We start from the raw sequence: 26474 nt of genomic DNA, 5'->3' as shown, positions 1-26474 counted from the left end.
CGGTGGGTGGGACACGCGATGGTGCGCTCGGTTGTGAACTGCGATGGTTCCCGGTCGAGACGTGTTCCAGGTCATATCAGCCCCCGGATGGTCGGCACGCAGAAAAGGAGAACACGATGCTGCAGCGACAACTCGCCGGCCCACTCGAGGGGGTGGGCGGGTTGTTCGCCATGTCGATGGATGCCGCCAGATTCACGGTGCGCAGACCATTCCAATGGCGCGAATTCCTTGACCAATCCTGGTTTGTGGCGCGGGTTTCCATGGCGCCGACGCTGTTGGTCGCGATCCCTTTCACGGTCCTGGTCTCGTTCACCCTGAACATCCTGTTGCGGGAACTGGGGGCAGCCGACCTGTCCGGGGCGGGCGCGGCCTTCGGCGCCGTGACCCAGGTGGGGCCGATGGTGACCGTGTTGATCGTGGCAGGTGCCGGAGCCACGGCGATGTGCGCGGATCTGGGGTCGCGGACCGTCCGTGAAGAGATCGACGCCATGGAGGTGCTGGGCATCAACCCGATCCAGCGTCTGGTCACCCCGCGGATGCTGGCCTCGGGTCTGGTGGCGCTCCTGCTCAACAGCGTCGTGGTGATCATCGGAATCCTTGGCGGATACCTGTTCTCGGTGTTCGTCCAAGATGTCAACCCCGGCGCGTTCGCCGCAGGTATCACCCTGCTCACCGGTATTCCGGAGGTCATCATCTCCTGCGTCAAGGCGGCCCTGTTCGGCCTGATCGCCGGACTGGTCGCGTGCTACCGCGGTCTGACCGTCTCGGGTGGAGGTGCCAAAGCGGTGGGCAACGCCGTCAATGAAACGGTGGTCTACGCCTTCATGGCGTTGTTCGTCGTCAACGTGGTGGTCACCGCCATCGGCATCCAGATGACCACGCGATGACGGGGGCCACCGCTGTACTCCAGTCGGCGTACCCGCGCCTGTCCCGGGCTGTACGACGGCCGGGTGTCGCGCTGAGCGGCATCGGTGACCATGTCCTGTTCTACGGGCGGGCACTGGCAGGCATGCCCCATGCGGCCGTGCACTACCGCAAGGAAGTCGTCCGGTTGATCGCCGAGATCAGCATGGGTGCAGGGACATTGGCGATGATCGGCGGAACGGTCGTCATCGTCGGATTCCTGACCCTGGCCACTGGCGGGGTCCTGGCGATCCAGGGCTATTCCTCGCTGGGCAACATCGGCATCGAAGCGCTCACCGGATTCCTGGCGGCCTTCATCAACGTCCGGATCTCGGCGCCCATCGTCGCCGGAATCGGCCTGGCCGCCACCTTCGGCGCCGGCGTCACCGCGCAACTCGGCGCCATGCGGATCAACGAGGAGGTCGATGCCCTCGAAGCGATGGCGATCCGGCCCGTCGAGTACCTGGTGTCCAGTCGCATCGTGGCCGGAATGATCGCGATCACGCCGCTGTACTCGATCGCGGTGATCCTGTCGTTTGTGGCCAGTCAGTTCACCACCGTCGTGCTGCTCGGGCAGTCCGGTGGTCTGTACGGTCACTACTTCAGCACGTTCCTCAACCCGATCGACCTGCTCTGGTCATTCCTGCAGGCGCTGCTGATGGCGTTGGCAATTCTGCTGGTGCACACCTACTTCGGCTTCTTTGCCACCGGCGGTCCTGCCGGTGTCGGTGTCGCCGTCGGCAACGCGGTCCGGACGTCGCTGATCGTCGTCGTCTCGATCACCCTGTTGATCTCGCTGGCCGTCTACGGCTCCAACGGCAACTTCAACCTGTCCGGCTAGAGAAGGCATCTGATGTCGCGTGACGCTATACGTCTTTTGGTCGGGCTGACCACGGTCGCGGTGATCGCCGCAGTCGTCACCGGCGCGGTCGTGCTGTTCCGCGGCGGGGTCGCCCCCACCGCCTCGGTGACCGTCATCTCGCCGAGGGCCGGTCTGGTGATGAACCCCGACGCCAAGGTCAAACTGCACGGAGCGCAGGTCGGCAAGGTCGTCGCCATCGAAACTCTGCCGGACGGGCAGGCAGCGCTTCGTCTGGCGATGAATCCCGCTGATCTGCAATTGATTCCGTCCAACACCGGTGTGGAGATCGCTTCCAGCACCGTGTTCGGCGCCAAGTTCGTCCAGCTCGTGCCGCCGCCTGAGCCGTCGAAGAACTCGATGTACGCCGGCCAGGTGCTCGACGCCACGCACACCACCGTCGAGATCAACACGGTGTTCGAACAGCTGGTGTCGGTGCTGGCACAAATCCAACCGGAAAAGCTCAACGAGACACTCGGCGCGATGGCCCAGGCCATCGACGGTCGCGGCGACAAGCTCGGCCAGACGCTGGTCGATCTCGACGCCATGCTGGCCAAGTTCGCACCCAGCCTCGGCACACTGAGTCATGAAATAGACGTCGCACCAGAGGTTTTCAATGCCTACGCCGACGCCGGTCCGGATCTGATGGACACCGTCCGTAACGCGACGCAACTCAGCGACACGCTCGTCGAGCACCGAGACGATCTGGATGCGTTGTTGGTCAGCGCGATCGGACTGGCCGATGTCGGCAATGAGGTGGTCTCGACCAACAGCGCCGGGGTGACCGACGCGATGCGGCTGCTGGTGCCGACCACAAATCTGCTCAACCAGTACAACCCGGCACTCAACTGTGTGCTGAAGGGAATGGTGCCGCTGGCGATGGGACCGCCACAGCCTCTACCCGGCGTCATGCTGCTGGACTCGTTCCTGCTGGGCACCGAACGCTACCGCTACCCGGGCAACCTGCCGAAGGTTGCCGCCACCGGCGGCCCGCAGTGCCAGGGCCTGCCCGAGGTCGGCTTCGAACAACGGCCGCCGTTCGTGGTCACCGACATCGATGCCAACCCGGCGCAGTACGGAAACCAAGGAATCCTGTTGAACTCCGAGGGACTCAAGCAGGCGTTGTACGGCCCGCTCGACGGTCCGCCCCGCAACACACCTCAGATAGGACAACCGGGATGACGCGCAGCATCGGCACCGCGCTCAAGTTCGGCGTGTTCGGCGTGACGATGTTGCTCCTGACGGCAGCGCTGTTCGCGATCATGGGCCAGTACCGCACCGGATCGACCAACGGCTATTCGGCCGTGTTCAGCGACGCGTCCAGCCTGAAGGTCGGCGATTCCGTGCGGGTGGCGGGCATTCGGGTCGGCACGGTCAACGACGTTGCGCTGCAACCTGACAACACCGTGCTGGTCCACTTCGACTCGGACCGCGAAGTCGTCATGACAACCGCGACCAAGGTTGCGGTGCGCTACCTGGATCTGGTCGGCAACCGCTATCTCGAGTTGCTCGACAGTCCTGGGTCGACCAAGATTCAGCCGGCGGGTTCGCAGATCCCGCTCGAGCGGACCGAGCCGGCACTGGATCTCGACCTCCTGCTCGGTGGGCTCAAGCCCGTCATCCAGGGACTCAACGCCCAGAATGTCAATGCGCTGACGAACTCGCTGATCCAGATCCTGCAGGGCCAGGGCGGCACGGTGGAATCGCTGATGGCGCACACGACCTCGTTCACCCAGGCGCTCGCCGACAACGGGCAGACCGTGCAACAGCTGATCGACAACCTGAAAACCACCGTGGCAACGGTTGCCAAGGACGGTGACAGATTCTCGGGAGCCGTCGAGCAACTGCAACAACTCATCACCGGACTGTCGCAGGAACGCGATCCCATCGGCGAGGCGATCACCGCGCTCGACAACGGAACCGCGTCTCTGACAGACCTCATGACCCAGGCCCGGCCGCCGCTGTCAGGCACCGTCGATCAACTCACCCGGCTGGCGCCGCTGCTCTCGAACGAGGATGACATGGCGCGGATGGATCTTTCGTTGCAGAACGCACCCAAGAACTACCGCAAGCTGGTCCGTTTGGGGGCCTACGGCAGCTTCATCAATCAGTACCTGTGCGGCATGAATGTCCGGGTCACCGACCTGCAGGGGCGCACCGCGTACTTCCCGTGGATCATGCAGAACACCGGACGCTGTGGGGAGCCCTGATGCTGAAATACCGTGGATCGCACCTCATTCGGAGCGGACTCATCGGGATCGTTCTGATCGCGATGGTCATCGCCGTCGGGCTCCGTCCTCAGGCGCTGTGGTCCTGGGCCACGTCGGTGAAGTATCACGCACTGTTCGCCGAGGCCGGTGGGATCACCGCCGGTAACGACGTCAAGATCTCCGGGGTCACCAAGGGTCTCGTCACCGACGTCAGCCTGAGTCACGGCAAGGCGCTGGTGACCTTCACTCTCGACAGCAAGGTGCGCCTGGGCTCGGCCACCACCGCGCACATCCGCACCGGGACCATGCTCGGTGCCAGGATGCTCACCCTGGAACCGGCCGGCGCGGGCACAATGCGCTCCTCGGACACCATCCCCATCACCAGGACGGCGTCACCGTATTCGTTGACCAACGCCGTCGGCGACTTCACGAACAACACGGCCGGTACCGACACCGCTGCGCTCACGCAATCCCTGGATACGTTGTCGGACACCATCGATCGCATGGCGCCGCAACTGGGACCGACGTTCGAGGGTCTGTCCCGGCTGTCGGAAACCCTGAACAGTCGCAACGAGTCGCTGTCCAACCTGCTCAAGAGCGCTGCCGACGTGACCGGCATCCTCTCGAAGCGCAGCGAGCAGGTCAACACGCTGCTGCTGGACGCGAACGCGTTGACCGGGGTGCTCGACCAACGCCGGTACGCGATCGTCAACCTGCTGGCCAATACCTCGGCGCTGGCCCAGCAGCTCTCCGGACTCGTCCACGACAACGAAGAAGAGCTCGCACCCACGCTCAAGCAGCTCAACTCGGTGACGGCGATGCTGGAGAAGAACCGCGACAACATCGCGGGCGCGCTGGCGGGCCTCGCCAAATACCAGGTCACCCAGGGTGAATCGGTGAACAACGGCTGGTATTACAACGCGTTCGTCGGAAACCTGCTGCCGGCGCAGACCCTTCAGCCCTTCCTCGACTACGCCTTCGGATTCCGGCGCGGCACCAACGCCGGACAACCACCGGACAATGCCGGCCCACGTGCCGAATTCCCATGGCCCCACAACGGCATTCCTGGAGGAAGTCGATGATCGCCCGCAATCGCAAGCGGACCAGCCGCACCGTGTTGGTGCTGATCGCCGCGCTGGCACTGGCCGGCACGGTGGTGATCGTGCGGCAGACCGCCTTCAAGCCCACCACCATCACTGCGTACTTCACCTCGGCCACCGCGATCTACCCGGGCGACGAGGTCCGCGTGGCAGGCGTCAAGGTCGGCTCCATCACGAGCATCGAACCGGTCGGCGGGCAGGCGCGGATCACCCTCGCCGTCGATCACGGTGTGAAGATTCCGGCCGACGCCAAGGCGATCCTGATGGCGCAGAACCTGGTTGCCGCTCGTTATGTCCAGCTGGCCCCGGCCTACGAAGACTCCGGGCCGACCATGGCCGACGGCGCGCAGATCGGTGTCGAGCGCACCGCCGTGCCCGTCGAGTGGGACCAGGTCAAGGACCAGCTGATGCGGTTGGCGAGCGACCTGGGACCGCTGAACGGCGCGTCGGCCACCTCGCTGAGCCGGTTCGTCGACAGTGCCGCCGCCGCCATGAACGGCAACGGTGAGAAACTGCACGAGGCGATCAGCCAGTTGTCCGGTGTTGCAAAGATCCTCGGCCAGGGGAGCGGCGATCTCGTCGGCACCATCAAGAACCTGCAGATCTTCGTGACGGCACTGCGGGACAGCAATGCCCAGATCGTGGAATTCCAGGGACATCTCGCCAACGTCACCAGTGTCGTCGACGGGAGTCGCTCCGATCTGGACGGTGCGCTGACCAATCTGGCCGATGCCGTCGGCAACGTCCGGCGGTTCATCGCCGGCACGCGTGATCAGACCGCTGAGCAACTGGAGCGGTTGAACAACGTCACCCAGAATCTGGTGGACAACAAGGCCAAGCTGGAGAACGTGCTGCACGTCGCGCCCAACGCGATCGCCAACGGCTACAACATCTACAACCCCGACAGTGGGACCGCCGTCGGTGCTTTCGCGCTGTCGAACTTCGCCGATCCGGTTTCGGTGGTGTGCTCGGCGATCTCGGCGGTGAAGAACGCCACGGCGTCCGAATCCTCCAAACTGTGTGCCCAGTACCTCGGGCCTGCCCTGTCGTTGATCAACTTCAACTACCTGCCGATGCCTTTCAACGCCTACCTGCGCAAGGCGCCCAGCCCGGAGAACCTGGTGTACACCGATCCCAACCTCGCACCTGGTGGGGCCGGCGGGCGTCCCCAGCCGTACGCGGATCAGCCGCCGGCGGTGTCGGCCTACACCGGTGCCGGTGACGTGGCACCGCCGGCGGGATGGGGTGCGCCTCCGGGCCCGCCGGGCTCGTATGCACCCAACGGATTTCCCGCGAACCCGTCACCCGCGGCCTATCCCGGATCACCGATCGTCGCGGACACACCGGTGCAAGCGCCGAAGTCGTTGGGGGACATGCTCCTACCCGCCGAGATGGCTCCGGCCCCCGCACCACCCGCCCCAGGAGGCACCCCATGACCGCTCGGAGGTCACTGACGCGCCTGACCGCGGTAGCCGCCTGCGCAGCGGTGACCCTGACCGGCTGTGCGTTCCACGGACTGAATTCGCTGCCTCTGCCCGGCACGGTGGGGCGCGGGGCTGACGCCACGACCTATCATGTCGAGCTCGCCAATATCGGTACGCTGGAAGCCAATTCGCCCGTCATGATCGGCGATGTCATCGTGGGCAGCGTCTCCCGCATGGTTGTGAAGGGCTGGCACGCGGACGTGGAGGTCTCGGTCAAGCCCGACGTCGTCGTTCCGGCCAACGCGGTCGCCACCGTGGGGCAGACCAGCCTGCTGGGCTCCATGCACATCGCACTCGATCCCCCGCTGGGGCAGTCGCCGTCAGGGCGGCTGACACCGGGCGCCACCCTCGAGCTCAACCAGACTTCGACTTATCCGTCGACCGAACAGACCCTGTCGTCGCTGTCGGTCCTCGTCAACGGTGGCGGTCTGGGCAAGATCGGTGACCTGGTCACCGAATTCAACGCTGCGCTCAACGGCCGGGAAGACCAGATTCGCGATCTGCTGACCCGGCTCGACGACATCGTCGGCATGTTCGCCAACCAGCGCGACGACATCAACGCGTCGATCACGGCACTGAACCGGTTGGCGGGCACGCTGTCCGGGCAGCAGGAGGTGATCACCACGGCGCTGCAACGGATCCCTCCGGCCCTGGACGTCCTGGTGAAGGAACGCCCGCGCATCACCACGGCATTGGAGAAGTTCGGTCAGTTCAGCGACACCGCGACCAAGCTCGTCCATGCCACGCGGGACGACCTGCTGACCAACCTGCGTAACCTCGAACCCACGGTGAAGGCACTGGCCGATGTCGGCCCGAATCTGGGAACCGTGCTGGCCTACGCACCGGCGTTCCCTTACCCGCAGAATTTCATCGACCGGGCCATTCGCGGGGACTACCTCAACCAGTTCATCACCTTCGACTTCACCGTCCCGCGGCTGAAACGAGGGTTGTTCCTGGGGACCAGGTGGGGCCAGGAGGGCTTGCCGTTGACGCCGGCGCCCGGCGATCCCTGGTTCTCGAACTACACCAAGGATCCCCTGAACATGCCACTGACTCCGCCACCACCGGCAGTGGCCACGATGCCGCCGCTGGTCGACCCGGCTCCGGACGAAGGGCCGGCCGATCCGCCCGCCGTGACACCGCCATCTGACCCTGCAGCGCCGAACGGAGGTGGCAACTGATGCTTACCCGCTTTGTCCGAATTCAGCTGGTCATCTTCGCGGTGGCGTCGGTGATCGGGATGACCCTGATGGGCATCGTGTACATGCAGGCACCGACCCTGTTGGGGATCGGGCGGATGACGGTGACCCTGCAACTGCCCGGAACCGGTGGGTTGTACCAGTTCTCGAATGTCACCTACCGCGGTGTGCAGATGGGGAAGGTCACCGAGGTGCGGCCCACCCGTGACGGAGCGGTGGCGACACTGTCGCTTAACACGTCACCCAAGGTGCCCGCGGACCTGCACGCCGCAGTCCTCAGCGTGTCGGCGGTGGGCGAACAGTACGTGGATCTGCAGCCCCGCAACGACTCGGGACCATATCTCCAGGACGGTTCGGTGATCCCGGCGTCCAGCACGTCGATTCCCCAAGCCGTGGGACCGATGCTCGATCAGGTCAGTTCACTCATGGGCAGCATCCCGAAGGACAAGATCGGCCCGCTGCTCGACGAAACCTTCAAGGCGTTCAACGGGACTGGAAATGACATGGGGGCACTGCTGGACTCCTCGTCGAGACTGATCAACGAGGCGAATGCTGCCTCAGATCAGTCCCGGGCGCTCATCGACGACGGTGCGCCCTTACTCGACGGGCAGGCCGAGTCGGTCGATGCGATCCGCACCTGGGCCCGGAGCATGGCCGGGATAACCAAGCAGGTCGCCGACGACGACCAGCACGTGCGCACCTTGCTGAAGGACGGGCCGGGGACCGCCGACGAAGCATCCCGCTTGTTCAACCAAGTCAAACCCACGTTGCCTCTGTTGCTCGCCAACCTCACCAGCTTGGGTCAGGTCGGGGTGACTTATCACCCGTCGCTGGAGCAATTGCTGGTGCTGCTGCCCCCAGTCGTGGCCTCGACACAGTCCTACGGTGCGCCGAAGAACAACCCGGTTGGAATGTCGCTGGGCGACTTCACTCTCAATATCGGAGATCCGCCGGCGTGCACCGTCGGGTTCCTCCCGCCGTCGGCGTGGCGGTCTCCGGAGGACACCAGCGACATCGACACCCCCGACGGGTTGTACTGCAAACTGCCGCAGGATTCGCCGATCGGCGTGCGCGGAGCGCGCAACTACCCGTGCATGGGGAAACCCGGAAAACGCGCTCCCACTGTCGAAATCTGCGACAGCGACCGACCTTACGAGCCTTTGGCGATGCGCCAGCACCCCCTCGGCCCCTACCCGATCGATCCCAATCTGCTGGCGCAGGGGATAGCACCGGATTCCCGGGCTGATCGAGATGCCGCCATCCACGGACCGGTCGAAGGCACCCCGATGCCGCCGGCTGCCGCGCCTGCCGAAACGCCTGTCGCACCGCCGGCAGGTGAGGTGCCGCCGAGCCCGGACGCGCCGACGATGGCGCCGAGTGCCTTCACTCCCAGTGGATCTGGCGGCCCATCGGTCGCGATCGCCACTTACGACCCGAAGACGGGGCGGTACGCCACACCGGACGGCAAGGTGTACCGACAGACCGATCTGGTGCCGCAGACCGGGGACCCGACGTGGAAAGACCTGTTTACCACCTGAGTGCCCGTGAATGCGAAAGCCCCCGCAATGGAAACCATTGCGGGGGATTTGCATACCTGATCGAGTAGCTGTAAAGCTCTCTGGTCAGGCGGTTTTGACGAGCTTGAACGGCATCGTGATGAACACGACCTTGCTGGTGCCGCATGACCCGCTGACACCGGTGGTCGAGTCCTCGCCCAGCAGTGTCGTCGAGGCCGGATCATTCGCGGTGGCATCTTTGTTCGAGGTGAAGAATCGGTACACCTGCAGACCCGGGCCGGCAGTTCCGTCGCCGCACGGCTGCCAGTTGTCCACCGTCTTCTTGACGTACCAGACGCCGCCCTTCTGGTAGATCGGCGCACTCCAACCCCAATCGGTGTCGACCGTGCCGGTGCACTCGCCGGGATAACTGCACGTCGTGGAGATCGTCCAGGTGCCACGAATGCTGGCCTCGTCGTGGAAGATGTCGTTCGTTTTCGCCCACTCGCCGTTCGACGTGGCGGTGTACGTGCCGTTGAGGCCCCAACTCGGAGACGCCGCGGCGACCGGGCTGCACAAGCCGGCCACCCCAGTGGCGGTGAGCACCGCCGCCCCAATGAACGCAGTCGACACCCACATGACCAAACTCCTCTGTACGCCGGCCACCGGTGGTCGCCGCGGCAGTGTTCACTGTGCAACTTCTTCGGTCTTCTGACGGACAATGTCCCACCTAGTGGGCCGTGAGCTGGCGGCCGGATTCAGCCGTGCCACAGTGTCGTACGTGCGAATACCGGTGGTAGCCACGGCAGGACTGCTCGTTGCGGCGGCGATGGTCGCTCCGTCGCCGGCGGGCGCAGAACCTGTCGGCTGCAGTGAACCCTCATGCGTACCCGGGATCACCGGTGGCGTCGTGCTCGGCGCGCCGTGCTCGGACACCGCGTACTACGTCTTCGGCACCACTTCCTGGGGCCGGGTGGTGTTCTGCGGGTCCCCGCGCCGCTACGAGCCGCGCTACTTCCGGTCGCCGCCGCTGAAGGGCATTCGCGAGGAGAACACCCCATGCACAGGTTTCGAGAACACCGTCGCCCAGGCGACCGACGGGCTCTTCCTGAGCTGTGTGTCCACTGACGGATCGAGCAGGTGGCTTCGTGGTGACCTGTGATGCGCGGGACCGCGCGGTGTTGAAGCGTTGGCGCACAGGCACTGTCAGCGCACTTCTCGCTGTCGTCCTGGGTGCCGGTATTACCGTGGCGCCCCCGGCACACTCAGACGAGGAGCCGATGCCCCACCGCGTGACCTACACGGTCACCGCGGAGCAGCCGACGACCGTCGGCATCTATTTCCGCGAGGTCGACCCGCCGACGTGGGCCGACTATAGCCACAATCCCTACGAGTTCAGCCCTAGGGACGATATGACGTTGGAGCCCGGCAAGCCCTGGATCCGCGAGACGATGCTCGCCGACCCCATGAAATGGGCCATGGTTACCGTCACCACGGCCGGCTTGGCTCCGCAACCCAGCCAGACTCTGCGTTGTGAGCTGGCCATCGACGGGATCGTCGTCCACCGCGCTGCCGGCCCCAAAGGGGCGTTGTGCTCATTGCGGAATTGGTGATGGTGCCGATCCGTCACAACGGATTTGTCCGCTGGGTGGGACACCGCCGTCGACGCCGGTTCCGGCCGCATTAGCGTGCGGCCGAGACCAACCGGAGGTGCACTATGCGGTTACTCAGCCGCCCCGACGAGGAAACTGAGCCGACCGTGCTCGACGACGTCGACGATGCCGACTCGCCGCTGAGCGACGATGACGTCGAGTTGTCAGATCAGGCCGCTCCTTCGGACGAGGACGATACTGACAACCAGCCACTGAACTCGGACGAAAAACGCAGATGGCGACCGAAACTCGCGACGGTGCTCGCCGGTGTCGCCATCCTTGTCAGCGGAGCGTTGCTCGCAGCGAGCGGATACGTGATCTGGTTTCACCAGCAGGCCGACCGTGAGCAGCAGCGTCGCGCGGAATTCTCGGCGGCGGCGTCGCAAGCCGCGGTCACCCTGATGTCGATCGACAGCGCCAAGGCGGAGGACAACGTCAGGCAGATCGTCGACAACTCGACCGGACAGTTCAAAGAGGACATTGAATCGTCGGCCGAAGACCTGGTGAGAGCCGCGCAGGATTCGAAGGCGACGACGAAGGCCACGGCAAAGGCGACGGCTGTCCAGTCGATGGACGCGGACTCCGCAGTCGTCCTCGTCAGCACCGCAACCACGGTGAGCAACTCGGCGGGCGCCAATCAGCAGCCGCGCAACTGGCGGCTGAGCGTCACGATGGTCCGAGACGGAGAACAGCTCAAGATGTCGAAGGTGGAGTTCGTCCCGTGAGTACCAGCACAGCAGAACCCGGTGTCAGCACGGAACCTGAGGTCGAAATCCCTTCGGACGCTGAGTCAATCACCGAGGAGCCTTCACAGGTTCAGGATCGGTGGATCGATCGGGTTGCCCGGCGGTGGCGACCGATCGCGGTCGTCTGTCTACTGCTGGCCTCGGCGAGCTCAGCGGCAGCGCTCTATTTCGGTGTGTACCGCGCCGACCATGGGAGTGCCGCAGCATCTGCGACGGTGGTCGATGCAGCCTCCGAAGGTTCAGTGGCGTTGTTGTCCTATGCGCCAGACAGTTTGGATCAGGACTTCGCTACGGCGAAATCCAAACTGGCCGGTGACTTCCTGGATTACTACAGCGAGTTCGCCAACAAGTTCGTCGCGCCGGCGGCCAAGCAGAAGGACATCCGCGCCACTGCATCGGTTGTTCGCGCTGCTCCGATCACCGTGCAGTCCGACACCGCAGAGGTGTTGGTCTATCTGAACCAGGCGACAACCAGTCGCGACAACCCCGAACCGGCACAGGCCGCCAGTGCTGTGAAGGTCGGGCTCACGAAAATCGATGGGGGCTGGCTGATCTCGTCGTTCAACCCGATCTAGCGGATGTCGCGTTCGAGCTCCATCACCTGCCCACGCGCACAAGGCTGGGGCGGGCGGGATTCACTGGGCGGGTTAGGCGCGAAGTCGAAGGCCCCCAACGTAATGCCTAGCTAGGGACCGCGTGCTGCGTTGTCACTGAGGGCGTGGTTGTCGCGCAGGAGCCAGCCGGGCGGAAGCCGCGGGTCGACCGGCGCAGGTGCGGGCAATCCCGGGTCGGGCGGTGCTGGGTCCCAGAGGTGTTCGACGTTGGGTGGGATCGGGGTGGGTTGGTCGAACATCGCGCCCCACTCCGGGTCCAGCCCGGGGTCCTGCTCGTCCCACTCCGGGTCCGGCTGGAGTTCTAGTTCCCACTGCGGCTCTTGCTGGGGGTCTTGTTGTTCTAGTTCCCGCTCCCGCTCCGGCTGGAGGTCTTGCTGTAGTTCCCGCTCCGGGTCGTGGGTCAGTTCCTGCTGCGGTGCTGGCGGCTCGCGCTGTGCTTCCCGGTCCGGTTCTGGTTGGTCATGGTCGGGTGCGGTGAGCAGTAGTTCGGGTCGGTGGTGGTAGTTGATGCGGTTCTGGCCGTGGTCCAACTCTGGTGGCGGGTGCCATTCGACTTCGCCGCGGTTGTTGATGGTGGTGGTGTAGCCGCCGTCGGTGTTGACCAGGCGGTTGTCGGGGCCGCAGGCCAGGGCCATCTCATCGACATTGGTGTTGCCGCCATCGGCCCAATCGGCGACGGCGTGATGGGCCTGGCAGCCATAGGAGCCGACGGTGCAGCACGGTTTGGTGCAGCCTCCGTCACGGGCGATCAGCATGATCCGCTGCGCCGGGCTGGCGATGCGTCGGGCCCGGAAATAGTTCAGTGCCGCGCCGGTGGCTTGGTCGAACACCGCGAGGTGGTGATGGGCGTGCCCGCCCATGCGGATGACATCTTTGATGGGAAGCTTGGTGCCGCCACCGCTCACTCCGATTCCGGCACGTGATTCCAGGTCTTGCAGGGTGGTGCGGATGATGATCGACACCGGTAATCCGTTGAGCTGACCCAGATCACCACTCATCAACGCGATCCGTCCGATGACGAGCAGCGCGTCGTGCTGACGCTGAGCCAGGCTGCGGTGATCGTTGTCGATCTGGGCTTGGGTCGGCGTGCCGAAGATGCAGGGTTCCTCGTCGTCGGGGTTGCACATGCCGGGGGCGGCGAACTTGGCGAACAGGACTTCCCATACCGCGGCGGCTTCCGGGTTGAGGTTCGCTGTCAGCGCCGTCATCCCATCGCGGCCCTGCTTGCCCACCGAGGCGCCGCGCTTGCGTGCGCGTTCGGTGTCGTCGGGTTCGGGCCCGTCCTGATCGAGCAGGAACAACCGCAGCTCCGCAGTGTCTTTGAGCTCTTTGGGTCCCACCCCGACCGCGACGCGTACCAGGTCGGCTTCGAACTGGTCGCGGGTCACTTGGTCGACGAATCCCGGGAGCCCGTCGATCGCGTCGCGCAGCACCTTGACGTGGTCGGTGTTGATCAGCCCGCCCGACTGTGCGCCACTCACCCTGGGCAGGACCGGCGCCAGTGGTTCACCGGTCAACGCGCGGCGCGGCCCCAGTTGGGCGGCTTCAGCCAGACGGCGGCCGGCCTCGGTGGTGGACAGGCGCCAGCGGATGCGTAGTACCGCGTTCCAGGATTTGGCGCCCATCTCCTGGGGGGTGGTGTCGGCTTGTAGCTGGGCCAACAGTCGATGCATCACCGACGGCAGCTGACAGGTCAACGCTTCGTACTCGTCGAGCACCCCGATCAGCTCACCACGGGTCAGCGCGGCGAAGCCACAACCGGTGAACGCGTCATAAGCAGCACGTAACGCCGCTACCGCCTCAACCGCACCCGCCTCCATTAATCGAACATACATTCGACCACCGACAAGTTCGGCCGCGGCATGACCACCGCGGCATGACCACCAGGGTGTTAAGGCGTATCGCGGTTCGGCAGCAATGTCTCGTGTGCCGAAGACGTTGCAGCACGGAACAGCACCGCGATCAAGGCCAGGGCCCCGAGTGCAACGACCGGGATGGTCCATAGCTGGCGGGTCATCACGGCCGACCCGCACTTGTCCGCGTACTCCTGGCCGGCGGCGTTGGCCTGCACGAGGTGCGCGCCGAATCCGGAGCCGCAGGGGATCTGCATGCCGAACTGGTCGAAGTCGTCAAGGTAGACCGGCAGGCTCATCAGGTACAGCCCGATGGCGAGCATCAGTGCCCCGGCGATTCCGATATACACGGCGCGAAAACTCACCGTTCCCCCTTCACGTCATGCATACGTCCGCGAACAACAGCACCGGCCACGAGACGATCGCGCCCAGGAAGGACACCACCGCGTCGAGGCTGCCCATCGATCGCAGATGGTCGATGTGCGTGCCGGACCAGACGGTACCGACCAACAGATACGGCACGCCCAGGACCACGGCTACGACGATCAGTTCGCCGACGGCGACGCGGTAAGCCAGCAACGCCCGCAACCTGGCAAACACGTGACCCCCATCTGGCCTCAACGTCATCTATGTTAACGCCTATTCTCTGCGGAACTACTATTTTGACCCGACTCTTGGGTCCGTTAGGGTGACGGAATGGCGCGCATCTCGCCCCGGTCGATCGACAGCGGTGCCAGCGTGGTGCGCCGCCGTCCCAAAGACCGAAAGGCGCAGATAGCGCGGGCCTCGGCCGAGTCCTTCAGCGCGCTGGGATACCACGGCGTGAGCATGGAGGCCATCGCCTCACGGGTCGGGATCTCGGCGGCCGCGTTGTACCGGCACTATTCGAGCAAGTACGAATTGTTTCGCGACGCGGTGCTCAACCTCGGCCAGCAACTTGTCGACGGGACGGCGTTCGCGGACGACGCCGACGGCGACCCGCGGGAGCGGTTGACCCTCATTGTCGCCGCGCTCAGTGACACCGCGTTGGCTAATCGCGAATCCGGTGGGCTGTATCGGTGGGAGGCGCGTTATCTGCGCGGCGAGGACCAGAGCGCCCTGGATGCGCAGATGCGCACGGTGCACCGGCGGATTCACCGGCCGCTGATGGAATTACGGCCCGCACTCGGTTCGCGGGCCCGCTGGACCCTGTCGACAGCGGTGCTCGGCGTGATCGGCAGCGTCGTCGACCATCGGTCCAAACTGCCCGCCGGTCAGATCCGCGAAACGCTCGCCGATATCTGCGACGCCCTGTTGGCGGCCGAGTTGCCGGAGTTTCCCGGCGCGACGGACCCGGTGGTCACTCCGCCACCCGCCATGAACACGACGAAATACGAAGCGCTGCTGACCGAATCGATGCGGCTGTTCAACCAGAACGGCTACCGCGACACCACGATGGAGGACATCGCCACCGCCGTCGGTATGCCCGCCTCGGGGATCTACCGGTACTTCTCCGGCAAATCCGACATCCTGGCGGCCGGGTTCCGGCGCGCCGCCGACCGGTTGTCCGCCGACATGGCCGAGGTGCTCGGCGCGGCGACGGATCCAGAGCAGGCGCTGGGCGCCCTGATCGACGACTACGTGGCGCGATCCTTCGACCGCCCCGAACTCGACTACGTCTACTACACCGAACGTTTGAACATGACGCCCGCCGACCAGAAGATCCTGCGCGATCTGCAACGGGCGGCGGTGGAATCGTGGGTCGAGGTCGTGATGCCGGTGCGCCCGCGGTGGAGTGCCGGGCAGGCGCGCTTCGCGGTTCATGCGGCGATGGCCTTGGTGATCGACTTGGGCCGGCTCATGAACTATCGGAATTCAGAGCAGACCCGCGCCGTCGTCGCCGTCCTGATCGACCTGACCCTGCTGGGCCGTTACCGGTTGCGCACGGCGTTGCCGGCCAGATAGGCCATGTAGCCGAGCGTGCCGACGGTGGCCAGCTTGCGGGTCTTGGGCAGCAGGAGGCCCAGGCCGATCGCGGTCTCGATGCCGCCGTTTGTGTAGATGTGCTTCTGGGTGTCCTTGGGGAAGGCCGGCTTGGTGATCGACTCGAACAGCTGCGGCTTGACGAAATGTGAGACACCTGCGCCGGCCACGCTGAGGCCGATGAGTTTGACCAGCTTGGAGTTCTTGCCCTCTGTCATGTGTGATCCTCTCTGATCAGGCAAATGTGTAGTCGCTCAACGGGAATCGTGAAGCTTCCGCGACGGCCCGGCGGGTCGTCATCGGCCGGAGCAGCGTTGCCTCGCCGCTCGGATTGAAATAGTACGACCGTGCCGATGCGCAGTTGCCGAGGGTGAACAACGAGTCACCCAGCAACTCCGTCATCCGGTCCAGATAGCGGGCGTTGGCCTGTTCGGTGACCTCGAACGTCGTGGCCCTGCGGTGCCGGAGTTCGCCGAACAACCGGTCCATCAGGTGCATCTGGTACTCCATGGTGTTGAAGAAGTTCAGGCCCAGGAAAGCGTACGGACTGGCCAGGCTCAGATAGTTCGGGAAGTACGGCATCGAGACACCCTGGTAGGCCTGGAACCGGGTTTCCCGCCACCACTTTCCGAGGTTGCGGCCATCACGCCCGATCACCTCGATGGCCGGGAAGTTCGCCTCCCACAGATCGAAACCGGTGGCCAGCACCAGGGTGTCGATATCGGTCCTGGTGCCGTCTGAGTTGACGATCGCCCCCGGTTCTATCCGGTCGATTCCGCTTACCTGCAGGTGCACGTGCGATTTGGTGAACGCGCGGTAGTACCCGTTCGAGAACGTCGGGCGCTTGCAACCGAAGTCGTAGTCGGGGGTCAGCTTGCGGCGCAGCTCCGGGTCGCGGATCGAGGCGAACCGGTGCAGCTTGGCCAGGTCGGCCGCGGCGATGTTGAACCGCCGAAAGTACCGGTGCTTGAGCACGGCGGTGTCGACCATGAACGCGTAGATGGCGTCGGTGACGGTGCGCACGGCCCGCTGGGTCAGTGGCACCCGGGCGAACAGACGGCGCACCCCAGCCGAGAACTTCACATCGATCTTGGGCACGACCCAGATCGGGGTGCGCTGGTACACGGTCAGGTCCGCAGCCTTGCGGGCCAGCTCTGGAATGAGTTGCACGGCAGTGGCGCCGGTGCCGATGACTGCGATCCGACGGCCGTCGGGCCGGTAGGTGTCGTCCCAGTCGGTGGTGTGGATGACCTTCCCGGTGAAGTCGGCGATGCCGGGGATCTCAGGAGTGTGGGGCTGCGACAGGAAGCCGGTGGCGGTGAGCAGGAAGCGTGCGCTCAAGGTCTGGCCACCCGCCACCGTTACCCGCCAGAGTGAAGCCTCTTCATCCCAGTGGGCGCCGTCGACAGTGGTGTTGAACCGGATGTGGCGGCGCACGTCGTACTTGTCGGCGACGTCGTCGGCGTACCGCTTGATCTCGGTGCCGGTGGAGAACAGCCGCGACCAATTCGGGTTCGGCTCGAAGAAGTACGAGTAGGTCGTGGTCGGTACGTCGACGGCCAGGCCCGGGTAATGGTTGACGTACCAGGTGCCGCCGAGATCGTCCTCGCGATCCAGGATCACGAAGTTCTCGATACCCAGCCGTTTGAGCTGGATGGCGGCGCCGATGCCGGCGAATCCCGCGCCGACGATGACCGCCTCGTGTTCCCCCGGGCTCATGCTGCAGACAGTACCGCAGGTACCGGGTACTTTGTCGAGGGCTCAGTCGCCGAACTAGTCGCCGATGCGCGTCGGCGGGTCGGCGAACGGGAGATCGCCCGGAGCGATCTCGTGGCCGGGACCCATCACGTCGCAGCGCTTGACCGGCACCAGGTGGGAGCTGAAGCCGCTGGGCACGTAGCCCCAAGTTCCCATGCACCGCTGCCAGGTGCCGTCGGGTTGGACCGGCCCGTCGCACTTACTGATCACCGGCCCCCCGTACTGGCAGCCCGCGACGGCCGGTGGCGCTGAGGCGATCAGACCGCCGGTCATCAACGCGGCAGCGACGCCGCCGACGATATAGAACTTCATGAGACAGATGCCACCTTCCTCGGTGCCGCAAGCCTAACTGCGCGTCACCGAGGAAGGTGGCGGAACGATGGCTCCGCGTCGGGATCAGAACAGCTTGGCGATCACCTCACCGGCCTCGGCGTCCTCCACGCACGGAGTGATGTCGAAAGTGAGGAACTCGCCCCACTCCGCCACCGACTCGAAGATGGCCTTGGCATCGTCGGTTTCGACGATGGCGAAACCCTGGCCGTTCATGCCCCACCACCGGCCGAGCATCGTCGATCCTTCCGGAACCTGGCCGCCGGTCTGCTTGAACTTCTCCACCGCATCCCGGTAGTTCGCCTGCGACTGAGTCCAGTGCACGATGAATTTCATGGCGTACTCCTTCTGGTGATGCGGGCCGGGATGGGCTCGGCGGCGATGACGGTGAACGGGGTCTCCACCGGGAAGTCGTCGTGCAGGGAGGCCACCGAGACCTCACGCACGATGGTCGCCAGCGCCAGGGTGGCCTCCAGCATGGCGAAGTGATCACCGACGCAGGACCGGGGACCGCCGCCGAAAGGCAGGTACTGCCAACGGTTCCGGCCGGCTGAACGCTCCGGGCTGAAGCGGCCCGGATCGAAGGACAGCGGATCGTCCCACAGGGCCGGGTCACGGTGCATGACATAGAAGTTGACGAGTGCGATCGTGCCGGCCTCGGCGCGGTAGCCGTCGACGGTGATCTCTTCATTGAGCAGCCGTGGAGTACCGGCACCGGGCGGGCACAGCCGCAGTGCTTCGTGCAGAACCTGAACGGTATAGCCAAGGCGCGGCACATCTTCGGGCGTCAGCTTCCGCGTACCCAGCGCCGCGACCTCGTCGTACACCCGCGCCTCGATATCGGGATTGCGACCCAATGCCCACAGCGAATAACACAGGGTGGTCGAGGTGGTGTCGTGCCCGGCGAGCATGAAAAGCACCAGTTCATGGCAGATTTCATCGTCGGTCAGTTGTCGTCGGGTATCAGGGTCACGGGCCTCGATCAGGGCCTGCACCAAGGGAGCATCCCGGTCCGGATCGGCGCGCACCGCGGTGAGTATCTCGGCGGCCAGCGCATGCAGTCGCGCATTGCCCGCCCTGGCCCGGCGCTGCCCGGGGGTGGGCACCCACTGCGGGAGTTTGACGGGTCGGGTTGAGCGATCGGAGATCCACGACAGGGACGCCCGCAGTGCCGGACCCACCTCGTCGGCACGCTCATCGAGATCGAGCCCGAATACCGATCGGCCCAGAGCCCGCAACGTGAGAGCGCGGCAGGCGGAATCCAGGTCGATCGTGGCGCCGTCGTCCCAGTCGTCGGCAACCGATTGAGCGGCAGCGGCCATGTGCCCCGCATACCGTGGCACGTTCTGCTTGGTGAACATCGGCTGCAGCGTGCGCCTGCGCGGCAGCCAACGCTCATGCGGCAGATTCAGCAGGTTGCCACCCATCAGCTTGCGCAGTTCGACCATGTTGAGGGCACCGCCTCGATCGGCGACCGAATCGCGCCGCGCAAGGACGTCGCGCGCGCCCTGCGGGGAGGTGATCAGCAGGGCCGGGGGGACGAGCCACCGCGGCCCCAGCACCATACGACTGACCGGACCGCCGGCCTCGCGGAGCTGCTGATGGCCCTCGGTGAACGACCGCAGCGCCTTGAGCATTTGTCGGTAAGGCAGGGGGTTACGCGGGGCCAAGGGCAGGGTGGTTGCCACCGTCCGCGGTTGAATCTCGACCATGTGCCGAGTGTCTGCCCGCCCCCTCGGGGGCGACTAGAGTAGTGCGTTACCTGAGTTTCCCGGTTCGGGGGTTTTTGCTGGTGGCGATGCATGTCACCGTGCGGTCCCCGCGTTGCCAGGAATCCGCGGTCGGGTACAGGACAAACAGCTGGATCCCGCTTTCGCCCTTCGCGTCGGGGGAGTACTGCGCCAGCGCCGGAGCGCACTTGTCGGCATACTTCACCACCGCGGCGTCGCCCGGGAAATCCCCATCGGGCAGCGGCAGCACCGCGAACACCTCACCCTTGTGCGGCTGATCGCAGCCCACCGTCTTGACGTACAACACCCGACTGCTGTCGGGTATCTCGGTCAGACAATCGCCCGAGCGGATCTGGCTGGCCTCGGTGGCGCCGCGGTCCCGCGCCAGATAGAACACCGCGCCGGCAGCGACCACCAGTGCGACGAGCACGACGACACCCAGCAGCACCCACTTGAGCGCCGAGGATTTCGTCGGCGCCACGGAGAACTGTTCGGGGCCGGTGGAATACGGCTGCGGTGGGGGTGGCGGGTAGCCGTGGGGCGGGTAGGTCATGTTTCGACGATATCGACTGCCCGCAGCGCCGCGTCCACCGCGAGGGCGGGCACGTCCAGACGCTTGGATCCGAGGTCGTGGCGGGCGCCGTCGATGACGACGAGTTCGGTGGGACCGGCCACCAGCGCCGCGGCGGCGGTGAGCTCCTCGATGGAGCCGAACGGGTCGGAGGTGCCGTGGGTGAATACCGTGGGCACCGTGATGTCGGGCAGATGCTCGGTGCGCGCCCGTTCCGGCTTGCCCGGCGGGTGCAGCGGATAGGAGAAGAGCGTCAGTACATCCGGGCCCGCCCCGTTCGCCGCGACCATCGAGGTCATCCGGCCACCGTAGGAATGGCCGCCCGCGAGCACCGGGCCGTCGGCGAGCCCGCGGGCCAGCGCGATCGCCTCGGCGATGCCCTCCCGGTCTCCTGCCGCCGAACCCGACGGCGGTCCCTTGGGCCTGCGTCGGCGATAGGGCAGGTTGTAGCGGATGGCCAGCCAGCCGCGGGAGGCCCATTCGTCGCAGAGCTTGACCAGCATCGCCGAATCCCGGTTGCCGCCCGCACCGTGGGTGAGCACCACGACACCCGCCGGGGTGGCTCCGGGTTCGTGGGCGACGCCCGCGATCGCGTCGAGGTTCATGACTGCAATCGGAACAGGGCGTTCACCGGGCCGTGGCCGTGGCCCAGCGGATAGGCCGCCCGGATACATTCGGTCACCCAGGCCTTGCCGAACTCCACTGCCTGGGGAACCGAATAACCGTGTGCCAGTGCGCAGGCCGTCGCCGCAGCCAGGGTGTCGCCGGCCCCGTGGTCATTGCCGGTGTCGATCCGCGGCGCGGCGAACTCGTGGAACTCCGTGCCGTCGAACAGCAGATCCGGGCTGGCCGACGACGAGCGTAGGTGCCCACCCTTGACCAGGGCCCACCGCGGACCCAGCGCGTGCAGCGCGCGCGCCGCGTCCCGCTGGGAGGCCTCGTCGACGACCTCGACACCCACCAGCAGTCGCACCTCGTCCAGGTTCGGGGTGACCAGTGTGGCCAGCGGGAACAGTTCGGTGCGCAGCGCGTCCAGGGCGCTGTGGTGCAGCAGCGGATCGCCGTGCATCGAGGCGCACACCGGGTCGACGACCAGCGGTACCGCTTCCAGTCCTTCGGCCCGCCAGGTCTCGGCGATCGTGGTGATGATCTCCGAGGAGGCCAGCATGCCGGTCTTGGCGGCCTGGATCCCGATATCGGAGGTCACCGCGGAGATCTGTCCCGAAATCACGTCGCGGGGGATCTCGTGAAAACCCTTGACGCCGACCGAGTTCTGCACCGTCACCGCGGTGACCGCGACGCAGCCGTGCAGGCCGAGCATGGCGAAGGTCCGCATATCGGCCTGGATTCCGGCACCACCGCCGGAGTCGGACCCGGCGATCGTCATCACCCGCAGGGGGGTGTCACCCGCGGGGGTCAAGGGCAGGAAGTTCACGTCGGCCTCACGTGGTCAAGGGTAGATAGACGCGGTTGCCGTGGTCGGCGAACTCCTGGGATTTCTCCGCCATGCCGCGCTCGATATCCTCCGGGGCCACCCCGTCCGGGTAGGCGTCGCGGATGTCCTGCGTGATGCGCATCGAGCAGAACTTGGGGCCGCACATCGAGCAGAAGTGCGCAGTCTTGGCCGGTTCGGCGGGCAGCGTCTCGTCGTGGAACTCGCGGGCGGTGTCGGGATCGAGCGACAACGCGAACTGGTCGTGCCAACGGAACTCGAAGCGCGCCTTGGAGAGCGCGTCGTCACGCTGCTGGGCGCGCGGGTGTCCCTTGGCGAGGTCGCCGGCGTGCGCGGCGATCTTGTAGGCGATCACCCCGTCCTTGACGTCCTTGCGGTCGGGCAGCCCGAGGTGTTCCTTGGGGGTGACGTAACAGAGCATCGCGGTGCCGGCCTGGGCGATGATGGCCGCGCCGATCGCCGAGGTGATGTGGTCGTAGGCCGGGGCGATATCGGTGGTCAGCGGGCCGAGCGTGTAGAACGGTGCCTCCTCGCACCATTCCTCCTCCAGGCGCACGTTCTCCACGATCTTGTGCATCGGGACGTGGCCGGGGCCTTCGATCATCACCTGCACGCCATGGGATTTCGCGATCGTGGTCAGCTCACCCAGGGTGCGCAGCTCGGCGAACTGGGCTTCGTCGTTGGCGTCGGCGATCGACCCGGGCCGCAACCCGTCGCCGAGTGAGAACGTCACGTCGTAGCGGGCCAGGATCTCGCAGAGTTCCTCGAAGTGGGTGTACAGGAACGACTCGGTGTGATGTGCCAGGCACCAGGCCGCCATGATCGACCCGCCGCGGGACACGATGCCGGTGACGCGCTTGACCGTCAGCGGAATGTAGCGCAGCAGCACCCCGGCATGCACCGTCATGTAGTCGACGCCCTGCTCGCACTGCTCGATCACGGTGTCGCGGTACATCTCCCACGTCAATTTGGTGGGGTCGCCGTTGACCTTCTCCAGTGCCTGGTAGATCGGCACGGTACCGACCGGAACCGGCGAGTTGCGCAGGATCCACTCGCGGGTCTGGTGGATGTCCCTGCCGGTCGACAGGTCCATGATGGTGTCGGCCCCCCAGCGGGTGGCCCACACCATCTTGTCGACCTCTTCGCCGATCGACGAGGTGACGGCCGAATTGCCGATATTGGCATTGACTTTCACGCCGAACGCCTTGCCGATGATCATCGGCTCGGCCTCGGGGTGGTTGTGGTTGGCCGGGATCACGGCGCGGCCGCGGGCGACCTCGTCGCGCACCAACTCGGGCGAAACGCCTTCGCGCTCAGCGATATACGCCATCTCAGCGGTGATCTCCCCGGCGTGGGCCCGCTGCAGCTGGGTGCCCCGATCCGTCACCACCCCGACCCGTGGCGGCAGGCCGGCGTTCAGATCGATCACCGCGCCGTCGTCGGTGTACGGGCCCGAGGTGTCGTACAGGTCCAGGTGCTCACCGTTGGTGAGGTTCACCCGGCGGAACGGCACGCGCAAGGTTGTGCCGTCCTGGTTGATCTCGCGATAGACCTTGGTGCTTCCGGTGATCGGACCGGTCGTCACGGATGGGTCGGCTGTGCCCTTGAAAGCGGCGTCAAAAACATCACTCATTTTTCATCTCCCTACGCCGGCATTACCCGGTCAGGTTCGTACGGTCGACGGGCCTACCCGTCCTCTCAGTGCGCTCGTGCGCACTCCCGCGTGTGGATTGCAGGCCCCAACCTAGCGCAGAACCGGCGGCCGGGGGGAACCGGATGTCTCCCGATTTCGACGCCTGGGCGGCATTGAGCGTGCTGATACGACCCTCCGGTAGAAATCGGCGAGGTCCGCCGACGGCTTGGAGTTGCCCCACATTGATTTGCATAGCTAACATATGTGTTTTGCACGCTTCGGGCCGCCGATGGCCCCGATGCGGCCCTCCACGCGATCTGAGATGCGAACACCGAATGACGACTGAAGCCGAACTCGGCAACCCGCCAGGGGGCGACGCCGCCCCGGCCGAGACTGCCGATGGAAGCGGACGCCTGGATCACGACCACCCGTTCTACAAGTGGGTGGTGCTGTCCAACACCACGTTGGGCATCTTGCTGGCGTCGGTCAACGCGTCGATCGTGTTGATCTCGCTGCCGGCGATCTTCCGCGGCATCGGGCTGAACCCGCTCGCCCCCGGCAACGTGAGCTATCTGCTGTGGATGCTGATGGGCTACCTGGTGGTGACCGCGGTGCTCGTCGTTCCGTTCGGGCGTCTCGGAGACATGTACGGCCGGGTCCGCATCTACAACCTCGGCTTCGTGGTCTTCACCGTGGCCGCGATCGCGTTGTCCTTCGACCCGTTCCAACTCGGGGGCGGTGCGGTCTGGCTGATCGGCTGGCGCGTGATCCAGGGCATCGGTGGCGCCATGCTGATGGCCTCGTCGTCGGCGATCCTCACCGACGCCTTCCCCGCCAACCAGCGTGGGATGGCGCTGGGCACGAACATGGTGGCCGCCGTTGCCGGATCATTCCTCGGGCTGCTGATCGGCGGATTCCTGTCCGAGTGGCACTGGAAGGCCATCTTCTGGGTGGGCGTGCCGATCGGGATCATCGGCACGATCTGGAGCTACCGCTCACTCAAAGAACTGGGTGTCCGCACCGCCGGGCGCCTCGACTGGGCCGGCACGTTGACCTTCGGGCTGGGCCTGACGGTGCTGCTGATCGGCATCACCTACGGCATCCAGCCCTACGGCGACTCGACCACCGGCTGGACCAATCCGTGGGTGGTGGGCTCGATCGCCGTCGGCCTGCTGCTGCTGGTGGCGTTCTGCATCGTCGAGCTGAACGTGCCGTCGCCGATGGTCGACGTCCGGTTGTTCAAATCGGCGGCGTTCGGGATGGGCAACCTGGCCGGGCTGATGTCCTCGGTGGGCCGGGGCGGGCTGCAGTTCATGCTCATCATCTGGTTGCAGGGCATCTGGCTGCCGCTGCACGGCTACAGCTTCGAGTCCACCCCGCTGTGGGCCGGCATCTACCTGCTGCCGGTCACCGTCGGGTTCCTGGTCGCCGCACCGATCGCCGGGTCGCTCTCCGACCGCATCGGCGCGCGGCCACTGACCGTCGGCGGCATGCTGCTGATGGCAGCCACCTTCGTCGCGCTCCTGCTCATCCCGGTCAACTTCGACTACTGGGTGTTCGCCATCCTGGTGTTCCTCAATGGCCTGGGCGGCGGCATCTTCACCGCCCCCAACACTGCGGCGATCATGTCGAGCGTGCCGGCCGGCCAGCGCGGGGCGGCCTCCGGAGTGCGGTCCACCTTCTTCAACGCCGGCAGCTCGCTGTCGATCGGCATCTTCTTCTCGCTGATGATCGTCGGACTGGCCAACACCCTGCCGGCGGCGTTGACCACCGGCCTGACGCAGCAAGGTGTTTCGGCCTCGGTTGCCCACGACGTGGCGAACCTGCCCCCGGTCGGGAGCTTGTTCGCGGCGTTCCTGGGCTACAACCCGATGGCCGAGCTGCTCGCGCCCTACGGCGCGCTGCACCAACCGGGCGTGAACGCGGACGTGATCACCGGGCAGACGTTCTTCCCGCAGCTGATCACCGAACCGTTCCATTCCGGTTTGACGGTGGTGTTCACCGCCGCGGCGGCGATGATGGTGATCGGCGCGGTGGCGTCGATGTTCAGCGCGGGCCGCTATGCGACGGAGCCCGGAGCCGACGACGGGGCCTGAGCGGCCGGTCAGCAAACCGAATTCTGGTCGCCTCATGCGATACTCGCCGCCATGGTCGCTCAGACATTGGCCGCCGCCGGAAGCGGCGCAGAATCCGCGGGCTACGCCATTGGCACGGTCATTGGCATGCTGCTGATTCCCGGGTTGGGGCTGCTACTGCTCATCCTCGGTCTGGTCCGGCGTTCGTCGTCTGGGGCAAAGCTGAGCGGCCAGCCCGGGTACCCGCAGAGCTACCCACAACCTGGGTATCCCCAGGGCTACCCGCAGCCGGGTTACCCGCAACCTGGTTACCCGCAGGGTTATCCACACCAGGGTTACCCGCAGCAGCCCGGCTACCCGCCGGCCCCGCCGCAGGCCTACGGTGCGCCACCCAAGAAGTCGGGCACGGCACTGATCGTGATCGGTGTGGTGCTGCTGGTGCTCGGCCTGTTGGGATTGGCGGGGCGGATGGCCACCCGCGCGTCGGAGTCGAGCTCGAGTTCGGAGTCGAGCGCGAGCTCGCGCTCAGTGCCGAGCTCAGTGCCGAGTTCAGATCCCGGGTCCTCGAAGTCCCGGGGCGCTGGTGACTTGGCGGTGGGGGAGTGCATTACCAGCGATCAGTACGCCACGGCGGGCATGGACCTCACCCCGGCCGGCTGCAGCAACCCGGAGGCCATTTACAAGTTGGCGTCCAAAGGTGGCGGATCCGCGACATGCCCGGACGGCAAACGGGCCGACTCTGACTACTCCGTGCTCGCCGTCTGTGATTCCTTCTCACGCGCGGTGGCCTTCCCCGAGCCGGCGCGGCTCTACTGCGCGGGGAAGCCGTCGTAGCCCACCTACACT

At 65.7% G+C, this 26474-nt stretch carries 28 protein-coding genes and 1 riboswitch; of the genes, 15 read left to right on the top strand and 13 right to left on the bottom strand.

Annotated features, from left to right (window positions below; translation table 11 throughout):
* The first annotated feature begins 116 nt into the window (after positions 1-116).
* From G6N44_RS14370 to G6N44_RS14335, 8 genes are read left to right on the top strand one after another with little or no spacing between them, the layout of a single operon-like run.
* Positions 117-887, top strand: coding sequence for an MlaE family ABC transporter permease (locus G6N44_RS14370; protein ID WP_163665020.1), 771 nt, complete (start codon positions 117-119; stop codon positions 885-887).
* Entirely contained in the window at positions 884-1744 is an 861-nt protein-coding gene (locus tag G6N44_RS14365; RefSeq protein WP_163665018.1) for an MlaE family ABC transporter permease, read from the top strand. Before G6N44_RS14370 ends, G6N44_RS14365 begins: the two co-directional genes overlap by 4 nt.
* Positions 1745-1756: 12 nt before the next feature.
* The gene (locus G6N44_RS14360) at positions 1757-2944 is read left to right on the top strand and encodes an MCE family protein (RefSeq protein ID WP_163665016.1); all 1188 of its coding nucleotides are present in this window, start codon (positions 1757-1759) and stop codon (positions 2942-2944) included.
* Positions 2941-3972, top strand: a complete 1032-nt coding sequence (locus G6N44_RS14355; protein ID WP_163665015.1) for an MCE family protein — start codon at positions 2941-2943, stop codon at positions 3970-3972. Before G6N44_RS14360 ends, G6N44_RS14355 begins: the two co-directional genes overlap by 4 nt.
* The gene (locus tag G6N44_RS14350) at positions 3972-5054 is read left to right on the top strand and encodes an MCE family protein (protein ID WP_163665013.1); all 1083 of its coding nucleotides are present in this window, start codon (positions 3972-3974) and stop codon (positions 5052-5054) included. The genes G6N44_RS14355 and G6N44_RS14350 overlap by 1 nt, the downstream gene beginning before the upstream one ends.
* Positions 5051-6508 carry an MCE family protein gene (locus G6N44_RS14345; protein ID WP_163665011.1) on the top strand — a complete coding sequence of 486 codons (1458 nt, stop codon included), beginning with the start codon at positions 5051-5053 and terminating at the stop codon, positions 6506-6508. Before G6N44_RS14350 ends, G6N44_RS14345 begins: the two co-directional genes overlap by 4 nt.
* A complete protein-coding gene (locus tag G6N44_RS14340; RefSeq protein ID WP_163665009.1) occupies positions 6505-7737 on the top strand; it encodes an MCE family protein in 1233 nt (410 codons plus the stop codon). Before G6N44_RS14345 ends, G6N44_RS14340 begins: the two co-directional genes overlap by 4 nt.
* Positions 7737-9293, top strand: a complete 1557-nt coding sequence (locus G6N44_RS14335) for an MCE family protein (RefSeq protein ID WP_163665007.1) — start codon at positions 7737-7739, stop codon at positions 9291-9293. The genes G6N44_RS14340 and G6N44_RS14335 overlap by 1 nt, the downstream gene beginning before the upstream one ends.
* An 84-nt stretch (positions 9294-9377) precedes the next feature.
* Here G6N44_RS14335 and G6N44_RS14330 read toward each other — a convergent pair whose 3' ends face one another.
* Entirely contained in the window at positions 9378-9890 is a 513-nt protein-coding gene (locus G6N44_RS14330; RefSeq protein ID WP_179964379.1) for an Rv2253/PknI dimerization domain-containing protein, read from the bottom strand.
* A 142-nt stretch (positions 9891-10032) separates the two neighbouring features.
* Between G6N44_RS14330 and G6N44_RS14325 the strand changes: the two genes are divergently transcribed.
* The 4 genes from G6N44_RS14325 to G6N44_RS14310 all read left to right on the top strand — a co-directional run bounded on the left by G6N44_RS14325 (position 10033) and on the right by G6N44_RS14310 (position 12224).
* A complete protein-coding gene (locus G6N44_RS14325) occupies positions 10033-10413 on the top strand; it encodes a hypothetical protein (protein ID WP_372508266.1) in 381 nt (126 codons plus the stop codon).
* A gap of 118 nt (positions 10414-10531) precedes the next feature.
* Positions 10532-10864, top strand: a complete 333-nt coding sequence (locus tag G6N44_RS14320) for an Rv2576c family protein (protein ID WP_235682732.1) — start codon at positions 10532-10534, stop codon at positions 10862-10864.
* Between the two features lie 104 nt (positions 10865-10968).
* A complete protein-coding gene (locus G6N44_RS14315) occupies positions 10969-11628 on the top strand; it encodes an Rv1363c family protein (protein WP_235682731.1) in 660 nt (219 codons plus the stop codon).
* On the top strand, positions 11625-12224 hold the full coding sequence (locus G6N44_RS14310; RefSeq protein WP_163665005.1) for a twin-arginine translocation pathway signal: 600 nt from the start codon (positions 11625-11627) through the stop codon (positions 12222-12224). Before G6N44_RS14315 ends, G6N44_RS14310 begins: the two co-directional genes overlap by 4 nt.
* 110 nt (positions 12225-12334) lie before the next feature.
* On the opposite strand, the gene G6N44_RS14305 is transcribed toward G6N44_RS14310, so the two are convergent.
* From G6N44_RS14305 to G6N44_RS14295, 3 genes are read right to left on the bottom strand one after another with little or no spacing between them, the layout of a single operon-like run.
* A complete protein-coding gene (locus G6N44_RS14305) occupies positions 12335-14098 on the bottom strand; it encodes an HNH endonuclease signature motif containing protein (protein ID WP_163665003.1) in 1764 nt (587 codons plus the stop codon).
* Positions 14099-14154: 56 nt separating this feature from the next.
* Complete coding sequence (locus G6N44_RS14300; RefSeq protein ID WP_163665001.1) at positions 14155-14481, bottom strand: hypothetical protein; 327 nt, start codon at positions 14479-14481, stop codon at positions 14155-14157.
* A 10-nt stretch (positions 14482-14491) separates the two neighbouring features.
* Positions 14492-14716, bottom strand: a complete 225-nt coding sequence (locus G6N44_RS14295) for a hypothetical protein (RefSeq protein WP_170309397.1) — start codon at positions 14714-14716, stop codon at positions 14492-14494.
* A gap of 96 nt (positions 14717-14812) precedes the next feature.
* Here G6N44_RS14295 and G6N44_RS14290 point away from each other — a divergent pair, with 96 nt between their 5' ends.
* Positions 14813-16060: a TetR/AcrR family transcriptional regulator gene (locus tag G6N44_RS14290; protein WP_163664997.1), complete on the top strand. Its 1248-nt coding sequence runs from the start codon at positions 14813-14815 to the stop codon at positions 16058-16060.
* Here G6N44_RS14290 and G6N44_RS14285 read toward each other — a convergent pair.
* The 9 genes from G6N44_RS14285 to thiC form a co-directional block, all read right to left on the bottom strand.
* On the bottom strand, positions 16027-16296 hold the full coding sequence (locus G6N44_RS14285; RefSeq protein ID WP_163664994.1) for a DoxX-related protein: 270 nt from the start codon (positions 16294-16296) through the stop codon (positions 16027-16029). The genes G6N44_RS14290 and G6N44_RS14285 overlap by 34 nt on opposite strands.
* A 16-nt stretch (positions 16297-16312) precedes the next feature.
* Positions 16313-17797, bottom strand: coding sequence for a flavin-containing monooxygenase (locus G6N44_RS14280; RefSeq protein ID WP_163664992.1), 1485 nt, complete (start codon positions 17795-17797; stop codon positions 16313-16315).
* Positions 17798-17851: 54 nt separating this feature from the next.
* A complete protein-coding gene (locus tag G6N44_RS14275; RefSeq protein ID WP_163664991.1) occupies positions 17852-18148 on the bottom strand; it encodes a CDGP domain-containing protein in 297 nt (98 codons plus the stop codon).
* A gap of 84 nt (positions 18149-18232) precedes the next feature.
* Complete coding sequence (locus G6N44_RS14270; RefSeq protein ID WP_163664989.1) at positions 18233-18502, bottom strand: DUF3303 domain-containing protein; 270 nt, start codon at positions 18500-18502, stop codon at positions 18233-18235.
* Positions 18499-19878 (bottom strand): cytochrome P450, encoded by a 1380-nt coding sequence (locus G6N44_RS14265; protein ID WP_163664988.1) that lies wholly within the window; start codon positions 19876-19878, stop codon positions 18499-18501. Before G6N44_RS14265 ends, G6N44_RS14270 begins: the two co-directional genes overlap by 4 nt.
* A gap of 46 nt (positions 19879-19924) precedes the next feature.
* Positions 19925-20449, bottom strand: a complete 525-nt coding sequence (locus G6N44_RS14260; protein WP_163664985.1) for a septum formation family protein — start codon at positions 20447-20449, stop codon at positions 19925-19927.
* Positions 20446-21072 carry an alpha/beta hydrolase family protein gene (locus G6N44_RS14255; protein ID WP_163664983.1) on the bottom strand — a complete coding sequence of 209 codons (627 nt, stop codon included), beginning with the start codon at positions 21070-21072 and terminating at the stop codon, positions 20446-20448. Before G6N44_RS14255 ends, G6N44_RS14260 begins: the two co-directional genes overlap by 4 nt.
* A complete protein-coding gene (thiD, locus tag G6N44_RS14250) occupies positions 21069-21902 on the bottom strand; it encodes a bifunctional hydroxymethylpyrimidine kinase/phosphomethylpyrimidine kinase (protein ID WP_163664981.1) in 834 nt (277 codons plus the stop codon). Before thiD ends, G6N44_RS14255 begins: the two co-directional genes overlap by 4 nt.
* Before the next feature lie 7 nt (positions 21903-21909).
* Positions 21910-23553 (bottom strand): phosphomethylpyrimidine synthase ThiC, encoded by a 1644-nt coding sequence (gene thiC, locus G6N44_RS14245; RefSeq protein ID WP_163664979.1) that lies wholly within the window; start codon positions 23551-23553, stop codon positions 21910-21912.
* Positions 23544-23653, bottom strand: a riboswitch (TPP riboswitch). (Overlaps the previous gene by 10 nt.)
* Positions 23654-23888: 235 nt before the next feature.
* Here thiC and G6N44_RS14240 point away from each other — a divergent pair.
* A complete protein-coding gene (locus G6N44_RS14240; protein ID WP_163664977.1) occupies positions 23889-25649 on the top strand; it encodes an MFS transporter in 1761 nt (586 codons plus the stop codon).
* Positions 25650-25700: 51 nt separating this feature from the next.
* Positions 25701-26462, top strand: a complete 762-nt coding sequence (locus tag G6N44_RS14235) for a hypothetical protein (protein ID WP_163660024.1) — start codon at positions 25701-25703, stop codon at positions 26460-26462.
* Positions 26463-26474: the final 12 nt, after the last annotated feature.

The sequence above is a fragment of the Mycolicibacterium alvei genome, assembly GCF_010727325.1.
Classification (GTDB): Bacteria; Actinomycetota; Actinomycetes; order Mycobacteriales; family Mycobacteriaceae; genus Mycobacterium; species Mycobacterium alvei.
The sequence above is the reverse complement of the archived record's forward strand: the minus strand, read 5'-3'. Positions and strand labels throughout refer to the sequence as shown.

Coding starts and splice junctions, on each gene's coding strand:
- G6N44_RS14370 (WP_163665020.1), top strand. CDS start 117: ATGCTGCAGCGACAACTCGCCGGCCCACTCGAGGGGGTGGGCGGGTTG.
- G6N44_RS14365 (WP_163665018.1), top strand. CDS start 884: ATGACGGGGGCCACCGCTGTACTCCAGTCGGCGTACCCGCGCCTGTCC.
- G6N44_RS14360 (WP_163665016.1), top strand. CDS start 1,757: ATGTCGCGTGACGCTATACGTCTTTTGGTCGGGCTGACCACGGTCGCG.
- G6N44_RS14355 (WP_163665015.1), top strand. CDS start 2,941: ATGACGCGCAGCATCGGCACCGCGCTCAAGTTCGGCGTGTTCGGCGTG.
- G6N44_RS14350 (WP_163665013.1), top strand. CDS start 3,972: ATGCTGAAATACCGTGGATCGCACCTCATTCGGAGCGGACTCATCGGG.
- G6N44_RS14345 (WP_163665011.1), top strand. CDS start 5,051: ATGATCGCCCGCAATCGCAAGCGGACCAGCCGCACCGTGTTGGTGCTG.
- G6N44_RS14340 (WP_163665009.1), top strand. CDS start 6,505: ATGACCGCTCGGAGGTCACTGACGCGCCTGACCGCGGTAGCCGCCTGC.
- G6N44_RS14335 (WP_163665007.1), top strand. CDS start 7,737: ATGCTTACCCGCTTTGTCCGAATTCAGCTGGTCATCTTCGCGGTGGCG.
- G6N44_RS14330 (WP_179964379.1), bottom strand. CDS start 9,890: ATGTGGGTGTCGACTGCGTTCATTGGGGCGGCGGTGCTCACCGCCACT.
- G6N44_RS14320 (WP_235682732.1), top strand. CDS start 10,532: ATGCCCCACCGCGTGACCTACACGGTCACCGCGGAGCAGCCGACGACC.
- G6N44_RS14315 (WP_235682731.1), top strand. CDS start 10,969: ATGCGGTTACTCAGCCGCCCCGACGAGGAAACTGAGCCGACCGTGCTC.
- G6N44_RS14305 (WP_163665003.1), bottom strand. CDS start 14,098: ATGTATGTTCGATTAATGGAGGCGGGTGCGGTTGAGGCGGTAGCGGCG.
- G6N44_RS14290 (WP_163664997.1), top strand. CDS start 14,813: ATGGCGCGCATCTCGCCCCGGTCGATCGACAGCGGTGCCAGCGTGGTG.
- G6N44_RS14285 (WP_163664994.1), bottom strand. CDS start 16,296: ATGACAGAGGGCAAGAACTCCAAGCTGGTCAAACTCATCGGCCTCAGC.
- G6N44_RS14280 (WP_163664992.1), bottom strand. CDS start 17,797: ATGAGCCCGGGGGAACACGAGGCGGTCATCGTCGGCGCGGGATTCGCC.
- G6N44_RS14275 (WP_163664991.1), bottom strand. CDS start 18,148: ATGAAGTTCTATATCGTCGGCGGCGTCGCTGCCGCGTTGATGACCGGC.
- G6N44_RS14270 (WP_163664989.1), bottom strand. CDS start 18,502: ATGAAATTCATCGTGCACTGGACTCAGTCGCAGGCGAACTACCGGGAT.
- G6N44_RS14265 (WP_163664988.1), bottom strand. CDS start 19,878: ATGGTCGAGATTCAACCGCGGACGGTGGCAACCACCCTGCCCTTGGCC.
- G6N44_RS14260 (WP_163664985.1), bottom strand. CDS start 20,449: ATGACCTACCCGCCCCACGGCTACCCGCCACCCCCACCGCAGCCGTAT.
- G6N44_RS14255 (WP_163664983.1), bottom strand. CDS start 21,072: ATGAACCTCGACGCGATCGCGGGCGTCGCCCACGAACCCGGAGCCACC.
- thiC (WP_163664979.1), bottom strand. CDS start 23,553: ATGAGTGATGTTTTTGACGCCGCTTTCAAGGGCACAGCCGACCCATCC.
- G6N44_RS14240 (WP_163664977.1), top strand. CDS start 23,889: ATGACGACTGAAGCCGAACTCGGCAACCCGCCAGGGGGCGACGCCGCC.
- G6N44_RS14235 (WP_163660024.1), top strand. CDS start 25,701: ATGGTCGCTCAGACATTGGCCGCCGCCGGAAGCGGCGCAGAATCCGCG.